Here is a 20323-nt window from a genome sequence, read left to right as displayed (position 1 = left end):
AGACCGAGAGAAGACTGAGCCTTATGGCCACCACTTCGCTTGACCTGGCCAAGGTCCGCAACATTGGGATCATGGCCCACATCGACGCGGGCAAGACGACCACCACTGAGCGGATCCTGTTCTACACCGGCGTTTCGTACAAGATCGGTGAGGTCCACGACGGCGCTGCCACGATGGACTGGATGGAGCAGGAGCAGGAGCGCGGCATCACCATCACGTCCGCCGCGACGACCTGCCACTGGCCGCTCGAGGACGTCGACCACACCATCAACATCATCGACACCCCGGGTCACGTGGACTTCACGGTCGAGGTGGAGCGTTCGCTCCGCGTCCTCGACGGTGCCGTCACCGTGTTCGACGGTGTCGCCGGTGTGGAGCCGCAGTCCGAGACGGTGTGGCGCCAGGCCGACCGTTACGGCGTGCCGCGCATCTGCTTCGTCAACAAGCTCGACCGCACCGGCGCCGAGTTCCACCGCTGTGTCGACATGATCGTGGACCGCCTCGGCGCGACCCCGATCGTCATGCAGCTCCCCATCGGCGCCGAGGCCGACTTCAAGGGCGTTGTGGACCTGGTCCGCATGAAGGCCCTGGTCTGGTCCGCGGAAGCGACCAAGGGCGAGATGTACGACGTCGTCGACATCCCGGCCACGCACACCGAGGCCGCTGAGGAGTGGCGCGGCAAGCTGGTCGAGACCGTCGCGGAGAACGACGAAGAGATCATGGAGCTCTTCCTCGAGGGTGTCGAGCCCACCGAGGAGCAGCTGTACGCCGCGGTCCGTCGTATCACCATCGCGTCCGGCAAGGGCGGGGACACCACGGTGACCCCCGTCTTCTGCGGCACCGCGTTCAAGAACAAGGGCGTCCAGCCCCTGCTCGACGCGGTCGTGCGCTACCTCCCCTCGCCCCTGGACGTCGAGGCCATCGAGGGCCACGACGTCAAGGACGCCGAGGTCGTCGTCAAGCGCAAGCCGTCGGACGACGAGCCGCTGTCGGCCCTCGCGTTCAAGATCGCGAGCGACCCGCACCTCGGCAAGCTCACCTTCATCCGGATCTACTCCGGTCGCCTGGAGGCCGGCACCTCGGTGCTGAACTCCGTCAAGGGCAAGAAGGAGCGCATCGGCAAGATCTACCGCATGCACGCGAACAAGCGTGAGGAGATCGACGCGGTGGGCGCCGGCGACATCGTCGCCGTCATGGGCCTGAAGCAGACCACCACCGGTGAGACGCTGTGCGACGAGAAGAACCCGGTGATCCTGGAGTCCATGGACTTCCCGGCGCCGGTCATCCAGGTCGCGATCGAGCCCAAGTCCAAGGGTGACCAGGAGAAGCTGGGTGTCGCCATCCAGCGTCTCGCGGAGGAGGACCCCTCCTTCCAGGTTCACTCGGACGAGGAGACCGGCCAGACCATCATCGGTGGTATGGGCGAGCTCCACCTCGACGTCCTCGTCGACCGTATGCGTCGCGAGTTCAAGGTCGAGGCGAACGTCGGCAAGCCGCAGGTCGCGTACCGCGAGACGATCCGCAAGACCGTCGAGCGTCACGACTACACCCACAAGAAGCAGACCGGTGGTACCGGTCAGTTCGCCAAGGTGCAGATCGCGATCGAGCCCATCGAGGGCGGCGAGGCGTCGTACGAGTTCGTGAACAAGGTCACCGGTGGCCGCATCCCCCGGGAGTACATCCCGTCGGTGGACGCGGGTGCGCAGGAGGCCATGCAGTTCGGCATCCTGGCCGGCTACGAGATGACTGGCGTCCGCGTCATCCTTCTCGACGGTGGCTACCACGAGGTCGACTCCTCCGAGCTCGCGTTCAAGATCGCCGGCTCGCAGGCCTTCAAGGAGGCCGCGCGCAAGGCGTCCCCGGTGCTCCTCGAGCCCATGATGTCCGTCGAGGTCACCACGCCCGAGGACTACATGGGTGAAGTCATCGGCGACATCAACTCCCGCCGTGGCCAGATCCAGGCCATGGAGGAGCGCAGCGGCGCTCGCGTCGTGAAGGGCCTCGTGCCCCTCTCGGAGATGTTCGGCTATGTCGGAGACCTCCGCAGCAAGACTTCGGGTCGCGCAAGCTACTCGATGCAGTTCGACTCCTACGCCGAGGTTCCGCGGAACGTCGCCGAGGAGATCATCGCGAAGGCCAAGGGCGAGTAACTCTTCGGAGTCCACCCGCTTTAGGCTTGTCACCGGTAGTCCGGCGGGGCATTCACCGCAGTGCGAGAGTATTGCGGCGAATGCCCCCGGACCCGGCATTCCAGCAAAGATCACCTGGCGCCGATGAAGCAAGGCGTACAGAACCACTCCACAGGAGGACCCAGTGGCGAAGGCGAAGTTCGAGCGGACTAAGCCGCACGTCAACATCGGCACCATCGGTCACATCGACCACGGTAAGACGACCCTCACGGCCGCCATTACCAAGGTGCTGCATGACGCGTACCCGGACCTGAACGAGGCCTCGGCCTTCGACCAGATCGACAAGGCTCCCGAGGAGCGCCAGCGCGGTATCACCATCTCGATCGCGCACGTCGAGTACCAGACGGAGTCGCGTCACTACGCGCACGTCGACTGCCCGGGTCACGCTGACTACATCAAGAACATGATCACGGGTGCGGCGCAGATGGACGGCGCCATCCTCGTGGTCGCCGCCACCGACGGCCCGATGCCGCAGACCAAGGAGCACGTGCTCCTGGCCCGCCAGGTCGGCGTTCCGTACATCGTCGTCGCCCTGAACAAGGCCGACATGGTGGACGACGAGGAGATCCTGGAGCTCGTCGAGCTCGAGGTCCGTGAGCTCCTCTCCGAGTACGAGTTCCCGGGCGACGACCTTCCGGTCGTCAAGGTCTCGGCGCTCAAGGCTCTTGAGGGCGACGCCGAGTGGGGCCAGACCGTTCTCGACCTGATGAAGGCCGTCGACGAGTCCATCCCGCAGCCCGAGCGTGACGTCGACAAGCCGTTCCTGATGCCGATCGAGGACGTCTTCACGATCACCGGTCGTGGCACCGTCGTCACCGGTCGTATCGAGCGTGGTGTCCTGAAGGTCAACGAGACCGTCGACATCATCGGCATCAAGACCGAGAAGACCACCACCACGGTCACCGGCATCGAGATGTTCCGCAAGCTGCTCGACGAGGGCCAGGCCGGTGAGAACGTCGGTCTGCTCCTCCGTGGCATCAAGCGCGAGGACGTCGAGCGCGGCCAGGTCATCATCAAGCCGGGCTCGGTCACCCCGCACACGGAGTTCGAGGCGCAGGCGTACATCCTGTCGAAGGACGAGGGTGGCCGTCACACCCCGTTCTTCAACAACTACCGCCCGCAGTTCTACTTCCGTACCACGGACGTGACCGGCGTCGTGACCCTCCCCGAGGGCACCGAGATGGTCATGCCGGGCGACAACACCGCCATGACGGTCGCGCTGATCCAGCCGGTCGCCATGGAGGAGGGCCTCAAGTTCGCCATCCGTGAGGGTGGCCGGACCGTGGGCGCCGGCCAGGTCGTCAAGATCACGAAGTAATTCGTGTTCTGACCTGGTGAGCTCGCACAGCTCGCAGTAAGGAAAGGGCCCCGCACCGAGAGGTGCGGGGCCCTTTCTTTTGTCCGTACGCGAGTACGGGACGCAGACCGCGGGCAGAGGGGTGCTTTGTCTGCGGGCCGGTGGGGGCTGGTCGCGCAGTTCCCCGCGCCCCTGGAGGCACCCCGGGGCTCAGCCCGCCGCTCTCACCGGCGGGGCCGTCGAGCCCGGCGCCCATACCCACGGCGCCCCGTCGACGCCCAGGCCCACGGCGACCGGGCCGCGTGCGGTCAGGTGCAGGGTGGGGGCGTCGACCGGGACCACACCCCGCGTACGGATGCGGCGCTCGCCGCCGACCAGGGCCTGCACCCGCCCCTTCACGTCCTTGCCGAGCACGACGAGCCCGTCCTGGGGCGACAGGAGCGCGCCCACGGGCCCGTACCCGTCGAAGGAGAGCGCGGGAGCGCGGCCCGGACTGTCCACGCGTACCGAGACCAGCCCCGGAGCGGCGGGGGCCAGCCCCTTGCCCTTGGTCTTCCGGGGGTCGGTGAGGGTGCGGTGGAGGAGCTGTACGCCGCCGTCGGGCAGGGCCACGGCGGCGGGGGCGTCCACGGCGAGCGGCAGCAGAGGCCCGCCCTTCACGTATGCCAGGGGACGGCCGGGGGCGTCCTGCGTCCAGTGGTGGACGAAGTCGTACCCGGGCGCGAAGACGTGCACGCGTCCGCCGGCGTCCACGGTCGCCCCCAGCCCGTCCTGCACGGTCTCGCCGCCGAGTCCGCGCCAGGGCCCCCAGGACCCGTCCGCCTCCCGCACCCGGGTGCTGACGCCTTTGTCGGCGTTGCGGACGAACAGGTGGACGCGGCCGTCCGGGGCGGTGACGGCGACGGGGGAGCCGATGCGGCGGCCCCGGTCACCGCCGGCCTCCGGGTTGCCGAGCCCCCGCCAGGCGCGGAAGGCGCCACCGGGCGCGGCCTGCTCCAGGAACACGATCTCGCGGGTGTTGGCGCCTGCCCGCCCGGCCATCGCGGCGAACCGCAGCCCGAAGAGCAGCTGCCGCCCGTCCCGCAGCGCGGTCCCGCCGAGCACGGGCGCGAGCGGTCCGCCGCCGAGGTCGTCGGCCGGGCCGAACCGCCCGCTGCCGGGCGCGGTCTCCCGCCACCGCACGGCGCGCAGCCCGAGCACCCCGTAGGCGGCGAGCCGCCCGTCGGGCTCGTCGCCGACGACCGGGCGGGGCCCGGGGTAGCGGTAGTGGGTGGAGCGCACCCATCCCTTCCAGTTGGTCAGCGGCCGGTCGCCGCCGACGTTGTAGTCCCCGCAGCCGCCGGGGTTGCCGCACCGCCAGTCGGGAGCGCCGCCGTAGGGCCGCAGATGGGCGGCCTTCCCGGCGAGGACGGCGGGCGGCAGGTTCTTGGGCCAGTGCCGGTTGTAGTACGCGCGGTAGGAGGTGACGGCGAACCCCGGGACCGCCCCGCCCCGCCGGGTGGCCCGGTCGACGTACCGCACCATCCCCGCCCAGGCGAAGGAGGCGGCGGCGGTGTGGTCGGCGTGGTCGGCGTACCCCGGCTGCTCGCTGTCGTGCTGGCGCGCCTTCTCGGTGCTGTGCTGGATGTCGGGGTCGGGGTCGAGGGTCTGGACGAGCGTGGGGGCGTACGCGTCGAGCAGCCCGGCGACGGCCTCGACGAGTCCGTCGTAGGTGTACGGGGCGGCGGCCGTCAGCGGCGAGCCCTCGGCGATGACGACGGGCAGCGAGAGCGAGCGGTCCGCCCAGAGGCTGGGCAGCCCCATCCGGCCGCCGCGCAGGGTGTGCATGGCGGTGTTCACGAACACGAGCTCGACGCGGCGCCCGCGGTGGGTGAGCGCGCACACCTCGACGCGGTGCCCGCCGCTCAGCTCCCGTACGGACCGCTCCCAGGGCGTGAAGAGCGGCAGCCCGAGGAGCGAGGCGTAGGCCTGCCGGAGTCCCTGGTGGCGGGCGGAGGAGTAGGCGGCCTTGTCGTGGCCCCGGTCGGCGGGGTCGCTGACGACCCGGTTGTCCCCGTTGGCCTCGCCCCCGGTGAGATACACGCCGACGACGTGGGCGCCGCCGTCGAGCGCGTGCTGGGTGTCGGGGTTCATGAAGTACAGGTCGTCGTCGGGGTGCGCCACGATCTGCATGACCAGGGCCCGCCGCCCGGTGGAGACGGGCTGCCCGGGGGCGGGGGTGGGGGCGTGGTGGGGGTGCCGGTGGCTGTCGGGCACGGAACACGCCCCCACGAGCCCCGCGGCCCCGACGACGACCCCCCCGAGCACGGCCCGCCTACTGCCCCGCCACCCCTCCCACGCTCCCCGCACAAGCGCTCTCCGTCCCCGTCCATTTCTTCCGTCCTTGGTCGCCGGATTAGACGGGGGAAAAAGGGGTGGGGTTGCCCGGGGGGAATGCGAATACGGGGGTCGCGTAAACGAGCGAGAATTGTTCACCGGAATTCCCCTCGTCCGTAATTCCGCATTCACCGTGCGAGCCGTGTTCTCCGATGAGGCCCCGCTCGCGGGAGTCGGCGTCCCAACGGGGTCCGGGGGAACGGTTGTTGGGCGCGTCGGCGTTCGCCCGGACACGTACACCAGCTCGATCGACTGGGCGCGGGGCGGGGCCGAGGATTTCGGTGGCGTACGTCGCCGGCTCTGGGGTTCCGCGCGGCGCGGTGTTCCGGCGGGCGGTCGGCGGGTTCTGCGGCGGCGATCCGGCGGCGGCGGTGCCGACGGGCAATCCCGGCGCCTGCGCGCGAGGACGGCGGGTGCCCCGGCGTGCCCGGCGCGCCGCCCCGTCCGTGCTTACCGCCATGTGACGTGGGGTACGATCCTCGGCTCGATTCGCCAGCGCCCCGCCGCGTATGGCAGACTGTCGGGGTTGCTCGGTTGAGTGCCGATGCTGCGCGCCTCCCGCCGGGAGGACCGGAAGCGAGTCCCACAGTACTCGTCGCCTTATCTGTCGCCTGCGGCAGCGCTGGGGCGGACGTACGGGAATCTTCCGGGAAGTGTCAGCGGGGCTCCAGCCAGGCGCCCGGTGGGTGTTCTGCCCCCGTTCGCGAGGTCCACGGCCCGCATCCCCTTGGTTGGGAAATCCCGTATGGGATTTCTGCGTAGAGGGAGTGCGACACGCCCGACCGCGTGGGTCGGAGGCGGAGGCCATCAGAACCCCCGGGTTCCAGAGCGTTACGAGACAAAGGACTACTAGGTAGCCATGGCGGGACAGAAGATCCGCATCCGGCTCAAGGCCTACGACCACGAGGTCATCGACTCCTCGGCGAAGAAGATCGTCGAGACGGTGACGCGCACTGGTGCGTCGGTCGCGGGCCCGGTGCCGCTGCCCACTGAGAAGAACGTGTACTGCGTCATCAAGTCGCCGCACAAGTACAAGGACTCTCGCGAGCACTTCGAGATGCGCACGCACAAGCGCCTCATCGACATCCTCGACCCCACGCCGAAGACGGTTGACTCGCTGATGCGCCTCGACCTCCCGGCCGGTGTCGACATCGAGATCAAGCTCTGAAGGGACGGGCCGAGATGAGCAAGAACATCAAGGGCGTCCTGGGCGAGAAGCTCGGCATGACGCAGGTGTGGGACGAGAACAACCGCGTTGTTCCGGTCACCGTCGTCAAGGCCGGGCCGTGCGTCGTGACGCAGGTTCGCACCAACGACGTCGACGGCTACGAGTCGGTCCAGATCGCCTTCGGCGAGATCGACCCGCGCAAGGTGAACAAGCCCCTCAAGGGCCACTTCGCCAAGGCCGACGTGACCCCGCGCCGCCACCTGGTGGAGCTCCGCACCCCTGACGCCAGCGAGTACACGCTGGGCCAGGAGATCACTGCCGAGGTGTTCGAGTCCGGCGTCAAGGTCGACGTCACGGGCAAGAGCAAGGGCAAGGGCTTCGCCGGTGTCATGAAGCGTCACAACTTCAAGGGCCTGGGCGCCGGTCACGGTACCCAGCGCAAGCACCGCTCGCCCGGTTCCATCGGTGGCTGCGCCACCCCTGGCCGTGTGTTCAAGGGCCTCCGCATGGCGGGTCGCATGGGCAACGAGCGTGTGACCACCCAGAACCTGACCGTCCACGCCGTTGACGCCGAGAAGGGTCTGCTGCTCATCAAGGGCGCCGTCCCCGGCCCCAACGGTGGCCTCGTCCTGGTCCGCACCGCGGCCAAGGGGGTTTGAGGAACCGATGAGCACCATTGACATCCTTTCGCCGGCGGGCGACAAGGCCGGGACCGTCGAGCTCCCCGCGGAGATCTTCGACGCCAAGACCAGCGTTCCGCTGATCCACCAGGTCGTCGTCGCTCAGCTCGCGGCTGCCCGCCAGGGCACGCACAAGACCAAGACCCGCGGTGAAGTCCGTGGTGGTGGCAAGAAGCCTTACCGCCAGAAGGGCACCGGCCGCGCCCGTCAGGGTTCGACCCGCGCGCCGCAGTTCGCCGGCGGTGGCGTCGTCCACGGCCCGCAGCCGCGTGACTACTCGCAGCGCACCCCGAAGAAGATGAAGGCCGCCGCCCTGCGCGGTGCCCTCTCGGACCGGGCGCGCCACAGCCGTATCCACGTCGTCACCGGCGTGGTCGACGGTGCGGTTTCCACGAAGGCCGCCAAGACGCTGTTCGGCAAGATCTCGGAGCGCAAGAACCTGCTCCTGGTCGTCGACCGCGCCGACGAGGCCGCGTGGCTGTCCGCCCGCAACCTGCCCCAGGTGCACATCCTGGAGCCGGGCCAGCTGAACACGTACGACGTGATCGTCTCCGACGACGTGGTCTTCACCCAGGCCGCCTTCGAGTCCTTCGTGTCTGGCCCCCAGACCGCTGAGACCGAAGGGAGCGACGCCTGATGTCGGCGACCGTTACCAGCAAGACCTTCACGGACCCGCGCGACCTGCTGATCAAGCCGGTCGTCTCCGAGAAGAGCTACGCGCTGCTGGACGAGAACAAGTACACGTTCATCGTCGCGCCCGGCGCCAACAAGACCCAGATCAAGCAGGCCGTCGAGGCGGTCTTCTCGGTCAAGGTCACCGGGGTCAACACGATCAACCGTCAGGGTAAGCGCAAGCGCACCAAGACCGGTTTCGGCAAGCGCGCCGACACGAAGCGCGCCATCGTGACCCTCGCTGAGGGCGACCGTATCGACATCTTCGGCCAGGCCTCCTAACGGAGCGCCCTGGTCCGAATATCGGACGAGGACTGAGAAATGGGTATCCGCAAGTACAAGCCGACGACTCCGGGCCGTCGTGGCTCCAGCGTCGCCGACTTTGTCGAGATCACGCGGTCCACGCCGGAGAAGTCGCTGGTCCGCCCCCTGCACAGCAAGGGCGGCCGTAACAACACCGGTCGTGTGACCGTCCGCCACCAGGGCGGTGGCCACAAGCGCGCCTACCGAGTGATCGACTTCCGTCGTCACGACAAGGACGGCGTTCCGGCGAAGGTCGCTCACATCGAGTACGACCCCAACCGCACCGCGCGCATCGCGCTCCTGCACTACGCGGACGGCGAGAAGCGCTACATCATCGCCCCCCGTGGCCTGAGCCAGGGCGACCGTGTCGAGAACGGCCCGGCCGCCGACATCAAGCCCGGTAACAACCTGGCGCTGCGCAACATCCCGGTCGGTACGACCATCCACGCCATCGAGCTGCGGCCCGGCGGCGGCGCGAAGTTCGCCCGTTCCGCGGGTGCCTCCGTGCAGCTGCTGGCGAAGGAGGGCACGATGGCCCACCTTCGTATGCCGTCCGGCGAGATCCGTCTGGTCGACGTCCGCTGCCGCGCCACGATCGGCGAGGTCGGCAACGCCGAGCAGTCGAACATCAACTGGGGCAAGGCCGGCCGTATGCGCTGGAAGGGCGTTCGCCCGACCGTCCGCGGTGTCGCGATGAACCCGGTTGACCACCCGCACGGTGGTGGTGAGGGCAAGACCTCCGGTGGTCGCCACCCGGTCTCGCCGTGGGGTCAGAAGGAGGGTCGTACTCGCTCGCCGAAGAAGGCATCGAGCAAGTACATCGTCCGCCGCCGCAAGACGAACAAGAAGCGCTAGGAGCGGGTTTAGATGCCGCGCAGTCTCAAGAAGGGGCCCTTCGTCGACGGACACCTCATCAAGAAGGTGGACGTACAGAACGAGGCAGGCACCAAGAACGTCATCAAGACCTGGTCCCGTCGCTCGATGATCATCCCCAGCATGCTGGGCCACACGATCGCGGTGCACAACGGCAAGACCCACGTCCCGGTGTTCGTCACCGAGTCGATGGTCGGCCACAAGCTCGGTGAGTTCTCGCCGACTCGCACCTTCCGCGGCCACGTCAAGGACGACCGGAAGTCGAAGCGCCGCTAAAGCGGGGTGGAACGACTATGACTTACACCGAAGGGACAACCATGGAAGCCAGGGCCCAGGCGCGGTACATCCGCGTCACGCCCATGAAGGCCCGCCGAGTGGTGGACCTCATCCGTGGCATGGATGCCACGGAGGCTCAGGCGGTCCTGCGTTTCGCCCCGCAGGCCGCGAGCGTGCCGGTTGGCAAGGTGCTGGACAGCGCCATTGCCAACGCTGCACACAACTACGACCACACCGACGCCTCTTCGCTGGTCATCAGCGAGGCGTACGTGGACGAGGGCCCGACCCTGAAGCGGTTCCGTCCGCGTGCTCAGGGCCGTGCCTACCGGATCCGTAAGCGGACCAGCCACATCACCGTGGTCGTCAGCAGCAAGGAAGGAACCCGGTAATGGGCCAGAAGGTAAACCCGCACGGGTTCCGGCTCGGCATTACCACGGACTTCAAGTCCCGGTGGTACGCCGACAAGCTGTACAAGGACTACGTCAAGGAAGACGTCGCCATCCGTCGGATGATGACGTCCGGCATGGAGCGCGCCGGTATCTCGAAGGTGGAGATCGAGCGCACCCGTGACCGCGTGCGTGTGGACATCCACACCGCTCGTCCGGGCATCGTCATCGGCCGCCGTGGCGCCGAGGCCGACCGCATCCGCGGCGACCTCGAGAAGCTCACGGGCAAGCAGGTCCAGCTGAACATCCTCGAGGTCAAGAACCCCGAGATGGACGCTCAGCTGGTCGCGCAGGCCGTCGCCGAGCAGCTCTCCTCCCGCGTCTCCTTCCGTCGTGCCATGCGCAAGAGCATGCAGGGCACCATGAAGGCCGGCGCCAAGGGCATCAAGATCCAGTGCGGTGGCCGTCTCGGCGGCGCCGAGATGTCCCGCTCGGAGTTCTACCGCGAGGGCCGTGTGCCCCTGCACACGCTCCGCGCGAACGTGGACTACGGCTTCTTCGAGGCCAAGACGACCTTCGGCCGCATCGGCGTGAAGGTCTGGATCTACAAGGGCGATGTCAAGAACATCGCCGAGGTCCGCGCCGAAAACGCAGCGGCCCGTGCGGGTAACCGCCCGGCCCGTGGTGGCGCCAACGACCGTCCGGCCGGTGGCCGCGGTGGTCGTGGCGGCGAGCGTGGCGGTCGCGGCCGCAAGCCGCAGCAGGCTGCGCCGGCTGCCGAGGCCCCCAAGGCCGAGGCTCCCGCCGCCGCCGCTCCGGCTGAGAGCACCGGAACGGAGGCCTGACCGACATGCTGATCCCCCGTAGGGTCAAGCACCGCAAGCAGCACCACCCCAAGCGCCGCGGTATGGCCAAGGGTGGTACGACGGTTGCGTTCGGCGAGTACGGCATTCAGGCCCTCACGCCGGCGTACGTGACCAACCGCCAGATCGAGGCGGCTCGTATCGCGATGACCCGCCACATCAAGCGTGGCGGCAAGGTCTGGATCAACATCTACCCGGACCGCCCGCTCACGAAGAAGCCCGCCGAGACCCGCATGGGTTCCGGTAAGGGTTCCCCCGAGTGGTGGGTCGCGAACGTTCACCCGGGCCGGGTGATGTTCGAGCTGTCCTACCCGAACGAGAAGATTGCTCGTGAGGCGCTCACCCGCGCTGCTCACAAGCTTCCGATGAAGTGCCGGATCGTTCGGCGCGAGGCAGGTGAGTCGTGATGTCGGCCGGTACCAAGGCGTCCGAGCTGCGCGAACTGGGCAACGAGGAGCTTGTTGCCAAGCTCAGCGAGGCCAAGGAAGAGCTGTTCAACCTCCGCTTCCAGGCGGCGACCGGCCAGCTCGAGAACCACGGCCGGCTCAAGTCCGTCCGTAAGGACATCGCCCGGATCTACACCCTGATGCGCGAGCGCGAGCTGGGCATCGAGACGGTGGAGAGCGCCTGATGAGCGAGAAGAATGTGACTGAGACGACTGAAGCGCGCGGTTTCCGCAAGACCCGTGAGGGTCTGGTCGTCAGCGACAAGATGGACAAGACCGTCGTCGTCGCTGTCGAGGACCGCGTGAAGCACGCGCTGTACGGCAAGGTCATCCGCCGTACCAACAAGCTCAAGGCGCACGACGAGCAGAACGCTGCCGGCGTCGGCGACCGCGTCCTCATCATGGAGACGCGTCCGCTGTCGGCGACCAAGCGCTGGCGCATCGTCGAGATCCTCGAGAAGGCCAAGTAATTTCCTGAGCTCTCGCTCAGGAACAGTTCCGCCAGGCTCGGCCGGGGCTTGAGAGATCAGGCCCCGGCCGGGAACCGGCAGACGATCAGGAGATAGACGTGATCCAGCAGGAGTCGCGACTGCGTGTCGCCGACAACACTGGTGCCAAGGAGATCCTTTGCATCCGTGTTCTCGGTGGCTCCGGTCGCCGCTACGCGGGCATCGGTGACGTCATTGTCGCCACCGTCAAGGACGCGATCCCCGGTGGCAACGTGAAGAAGGGCGACGTCGTCAAGGCTGTCGTCGTGCGCACCGTCAAGGAGCGTCGTCGTCAGGACGGCTCGTACATCCGCTTCGACGAGAACGCGGCCGTCATCCTCAAGAACGATGGCGACCCCCGCGGCACCCGCATCTTCGGCCCGGTGGGCCGGGAGCTGCGCGAGAAGAAGTTCATGAAGATCATCTCGCTCGCGCCGGAGGTGCTGTAAGCATGAAGATCAAGAAGGGCGACCTGGTTCAGGTCATCACCGGTAAGGACAAGGGCAAGCAGGGCAAGGTCATCGCGGCCTTCCCCCGCGAGGACCGCGTCCTGGTCGAGGGTGTCAACCGGGTCAAGAAGCACACGAAGGCCGGTCAGACCGCTCGCGGTTCGCAGACCGGCGGCATCGTGACCACCGAGGCCCCGATCCACGTGAGCAACGTTCAGCTCGTCGTGGAGAAGGACGGCAACAAGGTCGTCACGCGTGTCGGTTACCGCTTCGACGACGAGGGCAACAAGGTTCGCGTTGCCAAGCGGACGGGTGAGGACATCTGATGGCTACCACCACCACTCCGCGTCTCAAGACGAAGTACCGCGAGGAGATCGCGGGCAAGCTGCGTGAGGAGTTCTCGTACGAGAACGTCATGCAGATCCCGGGCCTCGTCAAGGTCGTCGTCAACATGGGTGTGGGCGACGCCGCCCGCGACTCCAAGCTGATCGACGGCGCCATCCGCGACCTGACCACGATCACCGGCCAGAAGCCGGCCGTGACGAAGGCCCGGAAGTCCATCGCGCAGTTCAAGCTGCGTGAGGGTCAGCCGATCGGCTGCCACGTCACCCTCCGCGGTGACCGCATGTGGGAGTTCCTGGACCGTACGCTGTCGCTCGCGCTGCCGCGTATCCGTGACTTCCGCGGTCTGTCGCCGAAGCAGTTCGACGGCCGTGGCAACTACACCTTCGGTCTCACGGAGCAGGTCATGTTCCACGAGATCGACCAGGACAAGATCGACCGTACCCGGGGTATGGACATCACCGTGGTCACCACGGCGACCAACGACGACGAGGGCCGTGCCCTCCTTCGTCACCTCGGCTTCCCCTTCAAGGAGGCGTAAGCGAGATGGCGAAGAAGGCTCTCATCGCGAAGGCTGCCCGCAAGCCCAAGTTCGGTGTGCGTGGGTACACCCGCTGCCAGCGCTGCGGTCGCCCCCACTCCGTGTACCGCAAGTTCGGCCTGTGCCGCGTCTGCCTTCGTGAGATGGCTCACCGTGGCGAGCTGCCGGGCGTGACCAAGAGCTCCTGGTAAACCCCGTTTTTCGGGTTTTTCCGGAGTCTCTCGGTAAGTAAAGGGTGGGCGGAGGCCCCTCCCTCCATGGCTTAGGCTAGGAGGGTTGGGCGTCCGCCGCCCAGACGACTTACTACGCCGTAGGTCCCCGCACCGCACCCGTCCCGCCCATGAGTGGGGAGAGGGATGGCGCATACAGGAAACCCCGGCGAGAGAGGCCGAAGGCCAATTCATGACCATGACTGACCCCATCGCAGACATGCTCACTCGTCTGCGTAACGCTAACTCGGCGTACCACGACACCGTCGTGATGCCGCACAGCAAGATCAAGTCGCACATCGCGGAGATCCTCCAGCAGGAGGGCTTCATCACCGGCTGGAAGGTCGAGGACGCCGAGGTCGGCAAGAACCTCGTCCTCGAGCTGAAGTTCGGCCCGAACCGCGAGCGTTCCATCGCCGGCATCAAGCGGATCTCGAAGCCGGGTCTGCGTGTGTACGCGAAGTCCACCAACCTGCCGAAGGTACTCGGCGGCCTGGGCGTGGCGATCATCTCCACGTCCCACGGTCTCCTGACCGGTCAGCAGGCAGGCAAGAAGGGCGTGGGTGGGGAAGTCCTCGCCTACGTCTGGTAGTCGGGAAAGGAAGGAAAGCTCATGTCGCGTATCGGCAAGCTCCCCATTCCGGTTCCCGCTGGTGTGGACGTCACCATCGACGGCCGTACGGTCAACGTGAAGGGCCCCAAGGGCACCCTCACGCACACCGTTGCCGCGCCGATCGAGATTGTTAAGGGCGAGGACGGCGTTCTCAACGTCACCCGTCCCAACGACGAGCGTCAGAACAAGGCCCTGCACGGCCTGTCCCGCACGCTGGTGGCGAACATGATCACCGGCGTGACCCAGGGATACACCAAGGCGCTCGAGATCAGCGGTGTCGGTTACCGCGTCCAGGCGAAGGGCTCCAACCTGGAGTTCGCGCTCGGATACAGCCACCCGATCACCATCGAGGCCCCCGAAGGCATCACCTTCAAGGTCGAGACGCCCACGAAGTTCTCGGTCGAGGGCATCGACAAGCAGAAGGTCGGCGAGGTCGCGGCGAACATCCGCAAGCTGCGGAAGCCCGACCCGTACAAGGCCAAGGGCGTCAAGTACGCCGGCGAGGTCATCCGCCGCAAGGTCGGAAAGGCTGGTAAGTAAGCCATGGCATACGGTGTGAAGATCGCCAAGGGCGACGCTTACAAGCGTGCGGCCAAGGCCCGCCGTCACGTCCGCATCCGCAAGCACGTGTCGGGTACGGCGGAGCGTCCGCGCCTCGTCGTGACGCGTTCCAACCGCGGCATCACCGCTCAGGTCATCGACGACATCAAGGGTCACACCCTGGCGTCGGCGTCGAACCTGGACGCGTCGATCCGCGGCAGCGAGGGCGACAAGTCCGCGCAGGCCAAGTCGGTCGGCGCCCTGGTCGCCGAGCGCGCCAAGGCCGCCGGTGTCGAGGCCGTCGTGTTCGACCGTGGTGGCAACAGGTACGCCGGGCGCATTGCCGCTCTGGCTGACGCCGCCCGCGAAGCCGGGCTGAAGTTCTAAGCCCCGGTTCCGGGACTAACGGACGTAACAGAGAGAGGTAAATCCAATGGCTGGACCCCAGCGCCGCGGAAGCGGTGCCGGTGGCGGCGAGCGGCGGGACCGGAAGGGTCGCGACGGTGGCGCTGCCGCCGAGAAGACCGCCTACGTTGAGCGCGTTGTCGCGATCAACCGCGTTGCCAAGGTTGTCAAGGGTGGTCGCCGCTTCAGCTTCACCGCGCTGGTCGTGGTGGGCGACGGTGACGGCACCGTAGGTGTCGGTTACGGCAAGGCCAAGGAAGTTCCCGCGGCCATCGCCAAGGGTGTCGAGGAAGCCAAGAAGAACTTCTTCAAGGTTCCCCGCATCCAGGGCACCATCCCGCACCCCATCCAGGGTGAGAAGGCCGCGGGCGTCGTCCTGCTGAAGCCTGCTTCCCCCGGTACCGGTGTTATCGCCGGTGGCCCGGTGCGCGCCGTCCTGGAGTGCGCCGGCGTTCACGACATCCTGTCGAAGTCGCTCGGCTCCGACAACGCGATCAACATCGTGCACGCGACCGTGGCGGCCCTCAAGGGCCTGCAGCGTCCCGAGGAGATCGCGGCCCGCCGCGGTCTGCCCCTCGAGGACGTCGCCCCCGCGGCTCTGCTTCGTGCGCGTGCCGGGGCGGGTGCGTAATGGCTCGCCTCAAGATCACGCAGACGAAGTCGTACATCGGCAGCAAGCAGAACCACCGCGACACCCTGCGTTCGCTCGGGCTCAAGCGCTTGAACGACGTGGTTGTCAAGGAGGACCGTCCCGAGTTCCGCGGCATGGTGCACACCGTCCGCCACCTCGTGACGGTTGAGGAGGTCGACTGACATGGCGGAGAACAAGCCGCTCAAGGCCCACGACCTCCGTCCCGCCCCGGGCGCCAAGACTGCCAAGACCCGTGTGGGTCGTGGTGAGGCGTCGAAGGGTAAGACGGCCGGCCGTGGTACCAAGGGTACGAAGGCCCGTTACCAGGTTCCGGAGCGCTTCGAGGGTGGCCAGATGCCCCTCCACATGCGTCTTCCGAAGCTGAAGGGCTTCAAGAACCCGTTCCGCACCGAGTACCAGGTCGTGAACCTGGACAAGCTCGGCGCCCTCTACCCCGAGGGTGGCGAAGTCACCGTTGCCGACCTGGTCGCCAAGGGTGCCGTGCGCAAGAACAGCCTCGTCAAGGTCCTGGGCCAGGGCGAGATCTCCGTGGCGCTGCAGGTGACGGTCGACGCCGTCTCCGGCTCCGCCAAGGAGAAGATTGCCGCCGCCGGCGGCACCGTCACCGAGCTCGTCTGAGACAGCTCGTTGGCCTGAACATCCGACCGGGGATGCCCTCTCATATGGGGCATCCCCGGTTGGTCGTTCCTAGGGGGGCAGGGTCGCCGGTAAGGTGGCGTGCACTGTCTAAGTTTCCGTGCGGTATGCCGTCCGGTTCCTCTGACTCATTCGTATTCGTCGATCCTCAAGACCGTCACCTCTTGCGCACCTGGCGCGGGGGTCGCAGGAGGCACCGTGCTCACCGCGTTCGCCCAGGCGTTCAAGACGCCTGACCTGCGCAAGAAGCTGCTCTTCACGCTCGGCATCATCGTGCTCTACCGGATGGGGACGCACGTCCCGATCCCGGGTGTGAGCTACAAGAACGTTCAGATCTGTGTCGACCAGGCCCAGCAGGGCAACAGCCTCTTCGGCCTGGTGAACATGTTCAGCGGCGGCGCGCTGCTGCAGATCACGATCTTCGCGCTGGGCATCATGCCGTACATCACGGCGAGCATCATCCTGCAGCTGCTGACCGTGGTGATCCCGCGTCTGGAGGCCCTCAAGAAGGAGGGCCAGGCCGGCACGGCCAAGATCACGCAGTACACGCGTTACCTGACGGTCGCCCTGGCGATCCTCCAGGGCACCGGCCTGGTGGCCACCGCCCGCTCGGGTGCGCTGTTCAGCGGCTGCCAGGTCGCCAGTGAGATCGTGCCCAACCGGTCGATCTTCACCACCATCACGATGGTCATCACCATGACCGCGGGCACCGCCGCCGTCATGTGGCTCGGTGAGCTCATCACCGACCGCGGCATCGGCAACGGCATGTCGATCCTGATGTTCATCTCGATCGCCTCCAGTTTCCCCACCTCGCTGTGGGCCATCAAGAAGCAGGGGCACCTGGCCCAGGGCTGGATCGAGTTCGGCACCGTCATCCTGGTCGGCCTGGTCATGGTCGCCCTGGTGGTCTTCGTCGAGCAGGCCCAGCGCCGTATCCCGGTGCAGTACGCGAAGCGCATGATCGGCCGCCGTTCCTACGGCGGGACCTCGACCTACATCCCGTTGAAGGTCAACCAGGCGGGTGTGATTCCCGTCATCTTCGCGTCCTCGCTGCTCTACATCCCCGCATTGGTCGTACAGTTCTCGAACTCGACCGCGGGCTGGGCCACCTGGATCAAGGACAACTTCGTCAAGGGCGACCACCCGTACTACATCATCAGCTACTTCCTCCTGATCGTGTTCTTCGCCTTCTTCTATGTGGCGATCTCGTTCAACCCCGAGGAAGTCGCCGACAACATGAAGAAGTATGGTGGCTTCATCCCGGGCATCCGGGCTGGTCGACCTACTGCTGAGTACCTGAGCTACGTGCTCAACCGGATCACCTGGCCGGGGTCGCTGTATCTGGGACTGATCGCGCTCGTACCGACGATGGCGTTGGTGATCTTCGGGGCCAACCAGAGCTTCCCGCTGGGCGGGACAAGCATCCTCATCATCGTGGGTGTGGGTCTGGAGACCGTGAAGCAGATCGAGAGCCAGCTCCAGCAGCGCAATTACGAAGGGTTCCTCCGCTGATGCGAATCGTCCTCGTCGGGCCGCCCGGTGCCGGCAAGGGAACGCAGGCCGCGTTCCTCGCCAAGAACCTCGGGATCCCGCACATCTCCACGGGCGACCTCTTCCGTGCCAACATCAGCCAGGGCACGGAGCTGGGCAAGCAGGCCAAGGCGTACATGGACGCGGGCAACCTGGTGCCCGACGAGGTCACCATCGGGATGGCCAAGGACCGCATGGCTCAGCCGGACGCGCAGAGCGGTTTCCTGCTCGACGGCTTCCCGCGCAACGTGGTCCAGGCCGAGGCCCTCGACGAGGCGCTGAAGACGGACGGCGTGCGGCTCGACGCCGTCCTGGACCTCGAAGTGCCCGAGGACGAGGTCGTGAAGCGGATCGCCGGCCGGCGCATCTGCCGCACCGACTCCGCGCACGTCTTCCACGTCGCCTACAACGCGCCGAAGACCGAGGGTGTCTGCGACATCTGCGGCGGCGAGCTGTACCAGCGCGGTGACGACACCGAGGCCACGGTCCGCAAGCGCCTCGAGGTCTACCACACCGAGACCGAGCCGATCATCGACTACTACCGGGCCCAGGGCCTGGTCGTGACGATCTCGGCGCTCGGCAAGGTCGACGAGGTCACGGAGCGCGCGATGCACGCTCTGAAGGCCGAGAAGACGGCCTGACACCTCATCCGTACGCGGTTCGCGGCCGCGGTGCCCCTTGAAGGGGCACCGCGGCCGCTGCCGTGTGCGGGTCCGGCGGGCCGTATCGTTGACGTACCCCCGTATCCGTACTCAGAAAGGCGTCAGCCGCCATGGTGGAGATCAAGACCCCCGAGCAGATCGCGAAGATGCGCGAGGCGGGGCTGGTCGTCGCCGCCATCCACGCGGCGACCCGTGAGGCCGCGGTGCCCGGCGCCACGACGAGGGACCTGGACGAGGTGGCCCGCAAGGTGATCGCCGAGCACGGTGCCAAGTCGAACTTCCTGGGGTACGGCGGCTTCCCCGCCACCATCTGCACCTCGGTCAACGAGGTCGTCGTCCACGGCATCCCGGACGAGAAGGCCGTCCTGAAGGACGGCGACGTCATCTCCATCGACGCGGGCGCGATCGTCGACGGCTGGCACGGGGACGCGGCCTTCACCGCCTTCGTGGGCTCCGGCCACGCTCCGGAGCTGATCGAGCTCTCGCGAGTCACCGAGGAGTCGATGTGGGCCGGGATCGCGGCGGTGAAGAAGGGCAACCGCCTGGTGGACGTCTCCCGGGCGATCGAGAGCTACATCCGCCGCCAGCCGCGCCCGCCGAAGGGCAAGTACGGGATCATCGAGGAGTACGGCGGCCACGGCATCGGCTCCGAGATGCACATGGACCCCCACCTGCTGAACTACGTGGACAAGCGCCGCCTGCTCGGCCGCCACAACCCGAAGCTGGTCCCCGGCTTCTGCCTGGCCATCGAGCCGATGGTGTCGCTCGGCACCCCGCGCACGGAGGTCCTGGAGGACGACTGGACGGTCATCACCACGGACGGCACCTGGTCCTCGCACTGGGAGCACTCGGTGGCCCTGACCGAGGCCGGCCCGATCGTCCTGACCTCCCCGGACTGCGGCAGGGCGAAGCTGGCCGAGTACGGCGTGACGACGGCGCCGGACCCGCTGGGCTGATTCGGCCGGCCGATGCGGCGACCGCCGGCCGGAGGCCGGCGCAGCCGCTCGAAGCCCGTGAGGCGCCCCTGGCGCCGAGCCCGCGGGAGCATTGGCCCGGCGCGTCCCGGGTTGTCCGCTTAACGATCTACGCTAGAGGGCAAACTTCCCTGATTCGTCTTTTCGGGTGCCCTGACGTAGACTGATGCGTCGGCTCTCGTGTATCAGTGTGTCCGCACACGATCGCGGGAGTCGATCAAGGTAGCCGATTCGAAAGGCGAAGCGTGGCCAAGAAGCAAGGTGCCATCGAAATCGAGGGCACCGTGATCGAGTCCCTCCCGAACGCCATGTTCAAGGTGGAGCTCCAGAACGGTCACAAAGTCCTCGCGCACATCAGCGGCAAGATGCGGATGCACTACATCCGTATCCTCCCCGATGACAGGGTCGTGGTGGAGCTCTCTCCGTACGACCTGACGCGTGGCCGGATCGTCTACCGGTACAAGTAGATCTCACGACCCGGAGAACCTGAATCCCATGAAGGTCAAGCCGAGCGTCAAGAAGATCTGCGACAAGTGCAAGGTGATCCGCCGTCACGGCCGGGTCATGGTCATCTGCGACAACCTGCGCCACAAGCAGCGCCAGGGCTGACGCACGCCGACCGACCTGCACTTACGCAGTTCTTCGCGCGACGCACGAAAACGTACATACGCAGAGCCCGCCCAGCCCACACAGGGTCGGCGACACCTCCGGCGGGGGCCGGGGACCCGATCCGTACCTAGTACGGCGGTCGGGA

29 protein-coding genes are annotated in these 20323 nt (G+C 67.1%); 28 read left to right on the top strand and 1 reads right to left on the bottom strand.

Going from position 1 to position 20323, the window contains the following annotated elements:
• The first annotated feature begins 23 nt into the window (after window positions 1-23).
• Together fusA and tuf are read left to right on the top strand one after the other, a co-directional pair.
• Window positions 24-2150: an elongation factor G gene (gene fusA / locus ABZ404_RS15825; protein WP_266982618.1), complete on the top strand. Its 2127-nt coding sequence runs from the start codon at window positions 24-26 to the stop codon at window positions 2148-2150.
• A 163-nt stretch (window positions 2151-2313) separates the two neighbouring features.
• Window positions 2314-3507, top strand: a complete 1194-nt coding sequence (tuf, locus tag ABZ404_RS15820) for an elongation factor Tu (protein WP_101389597.1) — start codon at window positions 2314-2316, stop codon at window positions 3505-3507.
• 189 nt (window positions 3508-3696) lie between these two features.
• Here the strand turns inward: tuf and ABZ404_RS15815 are convergent, their stop codons facing one another.
• The gene (locus ABZ404_RS15815) at window positions 3697-5742 is read right to left on the bottom strand and encodes a PIG-L family deacetylase (protein WP_358833566.1); all 2046 of its coding nucleotides are present in this window, start codon (window positions 5740-5742) and stop codon (window positions 3697-3699) included.
• 979 nt (window positions 5743-6721) lie between these two features.
• Between ABZ404_RS15815 and rpsJ the strand changes: the two genes are divergently transcribed.
• The 26 genes from rpsJ (at window position 6722) to rpmJ (ending at window position 20178) form a co-directional block, all read left to right on the top strand.
• The gene (gene rpsJ, locus ABZ404_RS15810) at window positions 6722-7030 is read left to right on the top strand and encodes a 30S ribosomal protein S10 (protein ID WP_003948644.1); all 309 of its coding nucleotides are present in this window, start codon (window positions 6722-6724) and stop codon (window positions 7028-7030) included.
• Window positions 7031-7044: 14 nt separating this feature from the next.
• On the top strand, window positions 7045-7689 hold the full coding sequence (gene rplC, locus ABZ404_RS15805) for a 50S ribosomal protein L3 (RefSeq protein ID WP_067163147.1): 645 nt from the start codon (window positions 7045-7047) through the stop codon (window positions 7687-7689).
• Between the two features lie 7 nt (window positions 7690-7696).
• Complete coding sequence (gene rplD / locus ABZ404_RS15800) at window positions 7697-8347, top strand: 50S ribosomal protein L4 (RefSeq protein WP_067163149.1); 651 nt, start codon at window positions 7697-7699, stop codon at window positions 8345-8347.
• Window positions 8344-8664, top strand: coding sequence for a 50S ribosomal protein L23 (gene rplW, locus ABZ404_RS15795; RefSeq protein WP_358835988.1), 321 nt, complete (start codon window positions 8344-8346; stop codon window positions 8662-8664). Before rplD ends, rplW begins: the two co-directional genes overlap by 4 nt.
• A 39-nt stretch (window positions 8665-8703) precedes the next feature.
• Entirely contained in the window at window positions 8704-9540 is an 837-nt protein-coding gene (gene rplB, locus ABZ404_RS15790; RefSeq protein ID WP_344074965.1) for a 50S ribosomal protein L2, read from the top strand.
• A gap of 12 nt (window positions 9541-9552) precedes the next feature.
• Window positions 9553-9834: a 30S ribosomal protein S19 gene (rpsS, locus tag ABZ404_RS15785; RefSeq protein ID WP_067163154.1), complete on the top strand. Its 282-nt coding sequence runs from the start codon at window positions 9553-9555 to the stop codon at window positions 9832-9834.
• Window positions 9835-9875: 41 nt separating this feature from the next.
• On the top strand, window positions 9876-10223 hold the full coding sequence (gene rplV / locus ABZ404_RS15780) for a 50S ribosomal protein L22 (RefSeq protein WP_004571827.1): 348 nt from the start codon (window positions 9876-9878) through the stop codon (window positions 10221-10223).
• A complete protein-coding gene (gene rpsC, locus ABZ404_RS15775) occupies window positions 10223-11065 on the top strand; it encodes a 30S ribosomal protein S3 (RefSeq protein ID WP_358835979.1) in 843 nt (280 codons plus the stop codon). Before rplV ends, rpsC begins: the two co-directional genes overlap by 1 nt.
• 5 nt (window positions 11066-11070) lie before the next feature.
• Window positions 11071-11490 (top strand): 50S ribosomal protein L16, encoded by a 420-nt coding sequence (gene rplP, locus ABZ404_RS15770; RefSeq protein ID WP_358835980.1) that lies wholly within the window; start codon window positions 11071-11073, stop codon window positions 11488-11490.
• Entirely contained in the window at window positions 11490-11714 is a 225-nt protein-coding gene (gene rpmC / locus ABZ404_RS15765) for a 50S ribosomal protein L29 (protein WP_067163159.1), read from the top strand. The genes rplP and rpmC overlap by 1 nt, the downstream gene beginning before the upstream one ends.
• Window positions 11714-11998: a 30S ribosomal protein S17 gene (gene rpsQ / locus ABZ404_RS15760; protein WP_358835981.1), complete on the top strand. Its 285-nt coding sequence runs from the start codon at window positions 11714-11716 to the stop codon at window positions 11996-11998. Before rpmC ends, rpsQ begins: the two co-directional genes overlap by 1 nt.
• Window positions 11999-12096: 98 nt before the next feature.
• Window positions 12097-12465, top strand: a complete 369-nt coding sequence (gene rplN / locus ABZ404_RS15755; protein ID WP_053727611.1) for a 50S ribosomal protein L14 — start codon at window positions 12097-12099, stop codon at window positions 12463-12465.
• A 2-nt stretch (window positions 12466-12467) separates the two neighbouring features.
• The gene (gene rplX / locus ABZ404_RS15750; protein WP_067163164.1) at window positions 12468-12791 is read left to right on the top strand and encodes a 50S ribosomal protein L24; all 324 of its coding nucleotides are present in this window, start codon (window positions 12468-12470) and stop codon (window positions 12789-12791) included.
• Window positions 12791-13348, top strand: a complete 558-nt coding sequence (gene rplE / locus ABZ404_RS15745) for a 50S ribosomal protein L5 (protein ID WP_358835982.1) — start codon at window positions 12791-12793, stop codon at window positions 13346-13348. The genes rplX and rplE overlap by 1 nt, the downstream gene beginning before the upstream one ends.
• A gap of 5 nt (window positions 13349-13353) precedes the next feature.
• Window positions 13354-13539: a type Z 30S ribosomal protein S14 gene (locus ABZ404_RS15740; protein WP_003948630.1), complete on the top strand. Its 186-nt coding sequence runs from the start codon at window positions 13354-13356 to the stop codon at window positions 13537-13539.
• Window positions 13540-13750: 211 nt separating this feature from the next.
• Window positions 13751-14149 carry a 30S ribosomal protein S8 gene (gene rpsH / locus ABZ404_RS15735; protein WP_067163170.1) on the top strand — a complete coding sequence of 133 codons (399 nt, stop codon included), beginning with the start codon at window positions 13751-13753 and terminating at the stop codon, window positions 14147-14149.
• 21 nt (window positions 14150-14170) lie between these two features.
• A complete protein-coding gene (gene rplF / locus ABZ404_RS15730) occupies window positions 14171-14710 on the top strand; it encodes a 50S ribosomal protein L6 (RefSeq protein WP_358835983.1) in 540 nt (179 codons plus the stop codon).
• A 3-nt stretch (window positions 14711-14713) separates the two neighbouring features.
• A complete protein-coding gene (rplR, locus tag ABZ404_RS15725; RefSeq protein ID WP_358835984.1) occupies window positions 14714-15097 on the top strand; it encodes a 50S ribosomal protein L18 in 384 nt (127 codons plus the stop codon).
• 46 nt (window positions 15098-15143) lie between these two features.
• Window positions 15144-15746, top strand: a complete 603-nt coding sequence (gene rpsE / locus ABZ404_RS15720; RefSeq protein ID WP_017239585.1) for a 30S ribosomal protein S5 — start codon at window positions 15144-15146, stop codon at window positions 15744-15746.
• Window positions 15746-15928, top strand: a complete 183-nt coding sequence (gene rpmD / locus ABZ404_RS15715) for a 50S ribosomal protein L30 (protein ID WP_005313525.1) — start codon at window positions 15746-15748, stop codon at window positions 15926-15928. The genes rpsE and rpmD overlap by 1 nt, the downstream gene beginning before the upstream one ends.
• Window position 15929: 1 nt before the next feature.
• Entirely contained in the window at window positions 15930-16385 is a 456-nt protein-coding gene (gene rplO, locus ABZ404_RS15710; RefSeq protein ID WP_358835985.1) for a 50S ribosomal protein L15, read from the top strand.
• 216 nt (window positions 16386-16601) lie between these two features.
• Complete coding sequence (secY, locus tag ABZ404_RS15705) at window positions 16602-17915, top strand: preprotein translocase subunit SecY (RefSeq protein WP_358835986.1); 1314 nt, start codon at window positions 16602-16604, stop codon at window positions 17913-17915.
• On the top strand, window positions 17915-18574 hold the full coding sequence (locus ABZ404_RS15700) for an adenylate kinase (protein WP_358835987.1): 660 nt from the start codon (window positions 17915-17917) through the stop codon (window positions 18572-18574). Before secY ends, ABZ404_RS15700 begins: the two co-directional genes overlap by 1 nt.
• 131 nt (window positions 18575-18705) lie before the next feature.
• Entirely contained in the window at window positions 18706-19551 is an 846-nt protein-coding gene (gene map / locus ABZ404_RS15695) for a type I methionyl aminopeptidase (RefSeq protein WP_358836284.1), read from the top strand.
• Between the two features lie 263 nt (window positions 19552-19814).
• Entirely contained in the window at window positions 19815-20036 is a 222-nt protein-coding gene (infA, locus tag ABZ404_RS15690) for a translation initiation factor IF-1 (RefSeq protein WP_003956442.1), read from the top strand.
• A 28-nt stretch (window positions 20037-20064) separates the two neighbouring features.
• Entirely contained in the window at window positions 20065-20178 is a 114-nt protein-coding gene (gene rpmJ / locus ABZ404_RS15685) for a 50S ribosomal protein L36 (protein WP_003956441.1), read from the top strand.
• Window positions 20179-20323 lie beyond the last annotated feature (145 nt).

This window comes from Streptomyces sp. NPDC005878 (assembly GCF_040629815.1).
Taxonomy (GTDB): Bacteria; Actinomycetota; Actinomycetes; order Streptomycetales; family Streptomycetaceae; genus Streptomyces.
This window is presented reverse-complemented; position numbering and strand designations above follow the sequence as displayed.

Excerpts from the sequence above, each read along its gene's own strand:
- fusA (WP_266982618.1), top strand. The coding sequence starts at position 24 with ATGGCCACCACTTCGCTTGACCTGGCCAAGGTCCGCAACATTGGGATC.
- rpsJ (WP_003948644.1), top strand. The coding sequence starts at position 6,722 with ATGGCGGGACAGAAGATCCGCATCCGGCTCAAGGCCTACGACCACGAG.
- rplC (WP_067163147.1), top strand. The coding sequence starts at position 7,045 with ATGAGCAAGAACATCAAGGGCGTCCTGGGCGAGAAGCTCGGCATGACG.
- rplD (WP_067163149.1), top strand. The coding sequence starts at position 7,697 with ATGAGCACCATTGACATCCTTTCGCCGGCGGGCGACAAGGCCGGGACC.
- rplB (WP_344074965.1), top strand. The coding sequence starts at position 8,704 with ATGGGTATCCGCAAGTACAAGCCGACGACTCCGGGCCGTCGTGGCTCC.
- rpsS (WP_067163154.1), top strand. The coding sequence starts at position 9,553 with ATGCCGCGCAGTCTCAAGAAGGGGCCCTTCGTCGACGGACACCTCATC.
- rplV (WP_004571827.1), top strand. The coding sequence starts at position 9,876 with ATGGAAGCCAGGGCCCAGGCGCGGTACATCCGCGTCACGCCCATGAAG.
- rpsC (WP_358835979.1), top strand. The coding sequence starts at position 10,223 with ATGGGCCAGAAGGTAAACCCGCACGGGTTCCGGCTCGGCATTACCACG.
- rplP (WP_358835980.1), top strand. The coding sequence starts at position 11,071 with ATGCTGATCCCCCGTAGGGTCAAGCACCGCAAGCAGCACCACCCCAAG.
- rpmC (WP_067163159.1), top strand. The coding sequence starts at position 11,490 with ATGTCGGCCGGTACCAAGGCGTCCGAGCTGCGCGAACTGGGCAACGAG.
- rpsQ (WP_358835981.1), top strand. The coding sequence starts at position 11,714 with ATGAGCGAGAAGAATGTGACTGAGACGACTGAAGCGCGCGGTTTCCGC.
- rplX (WP_067163164.1), top strand. The coding sequence starts at position 12,468 with ATGAAGATCAAGAAGGGCGACCTGGTTCAGGTCATCACCGGTAAGGAC.
- rplE (WP_358835982.1), top strand. The coding sequence starts at position 12,791 with ATGGCTACCACCACCACTCCGCGTCTCAAGACGAAGTACCGCGAGGAG.
- ABZ404_RS15740 (WP_003948630.1), top strand. The coding sequence starts at position 13,354 with ATGGCGAAGAAGGCTCTCATCGCGAAGGCTGCCCGCAAGCCCAAGTTC.
- rpsH (WP_067163170.1), top strand. The coding sequence starts at position 13,751 with ATGACCATGACTGACCCCATCGCAGACATGCTCACTCGTCTGCGTAAC.
- rplF (WP_358835983.1), top strand. The coding sequence starts at position 14,171 with ATGTCGCGTATCGGCAAGCTCCCCATTCCGGTTCCCGCTGGTGTGGAC.
- rplR (WP_358835984.1), top strand. The coding sequence starts at position 14,714 with ATGGCATACGGTGTGAAGATCGCCAAGGGCGACGCTTACAAGCGTGCG.
- rpsE (WP_017239585.1), top strand. The coding sequence starts at position 15,144 with ATGGCTGGACCCCAGCGCCGCGGAAGCGGTGCCGGTGGCGGCGAGCGG.
- rpmD (WP_005313525.1), top strand. The coding sequence starts at position 15,746 with ATGGCTCGCCTCAAGATCACGCAGACGAAGTCGTACATCGGCAGCAAG.
- rplO (WP_358835985.1), top strand. The coding sequence starts at position 15,930 with ATGGCGGAGAACAAGCCGCTCAAGGCCCACGACCTCCGTCCCGCCCCG.
- ABZ404_RS15700 (WP_358835987.1), top strand. The coding sequence starts at position 17,915 with ATGCGAATCGTCCTCGTCGGGCCGCCCGGTGCCGGCAAGGGAACGCAG.
- map (WP_358836284.1), top strand. The coding sequence starts at position 18,706 with ATGGTGGAGATCAAGACCCCCGAGCAGATCGCGAAGATGCGCGAGGCG.
- rpmJ (WP_003956441.1), top strand. The coding sequence starts at position 20,065 with ATGAAGGTCAAGCCGAGCGTCAAGAAGATCTGCGACAAGTGCAAGGTG.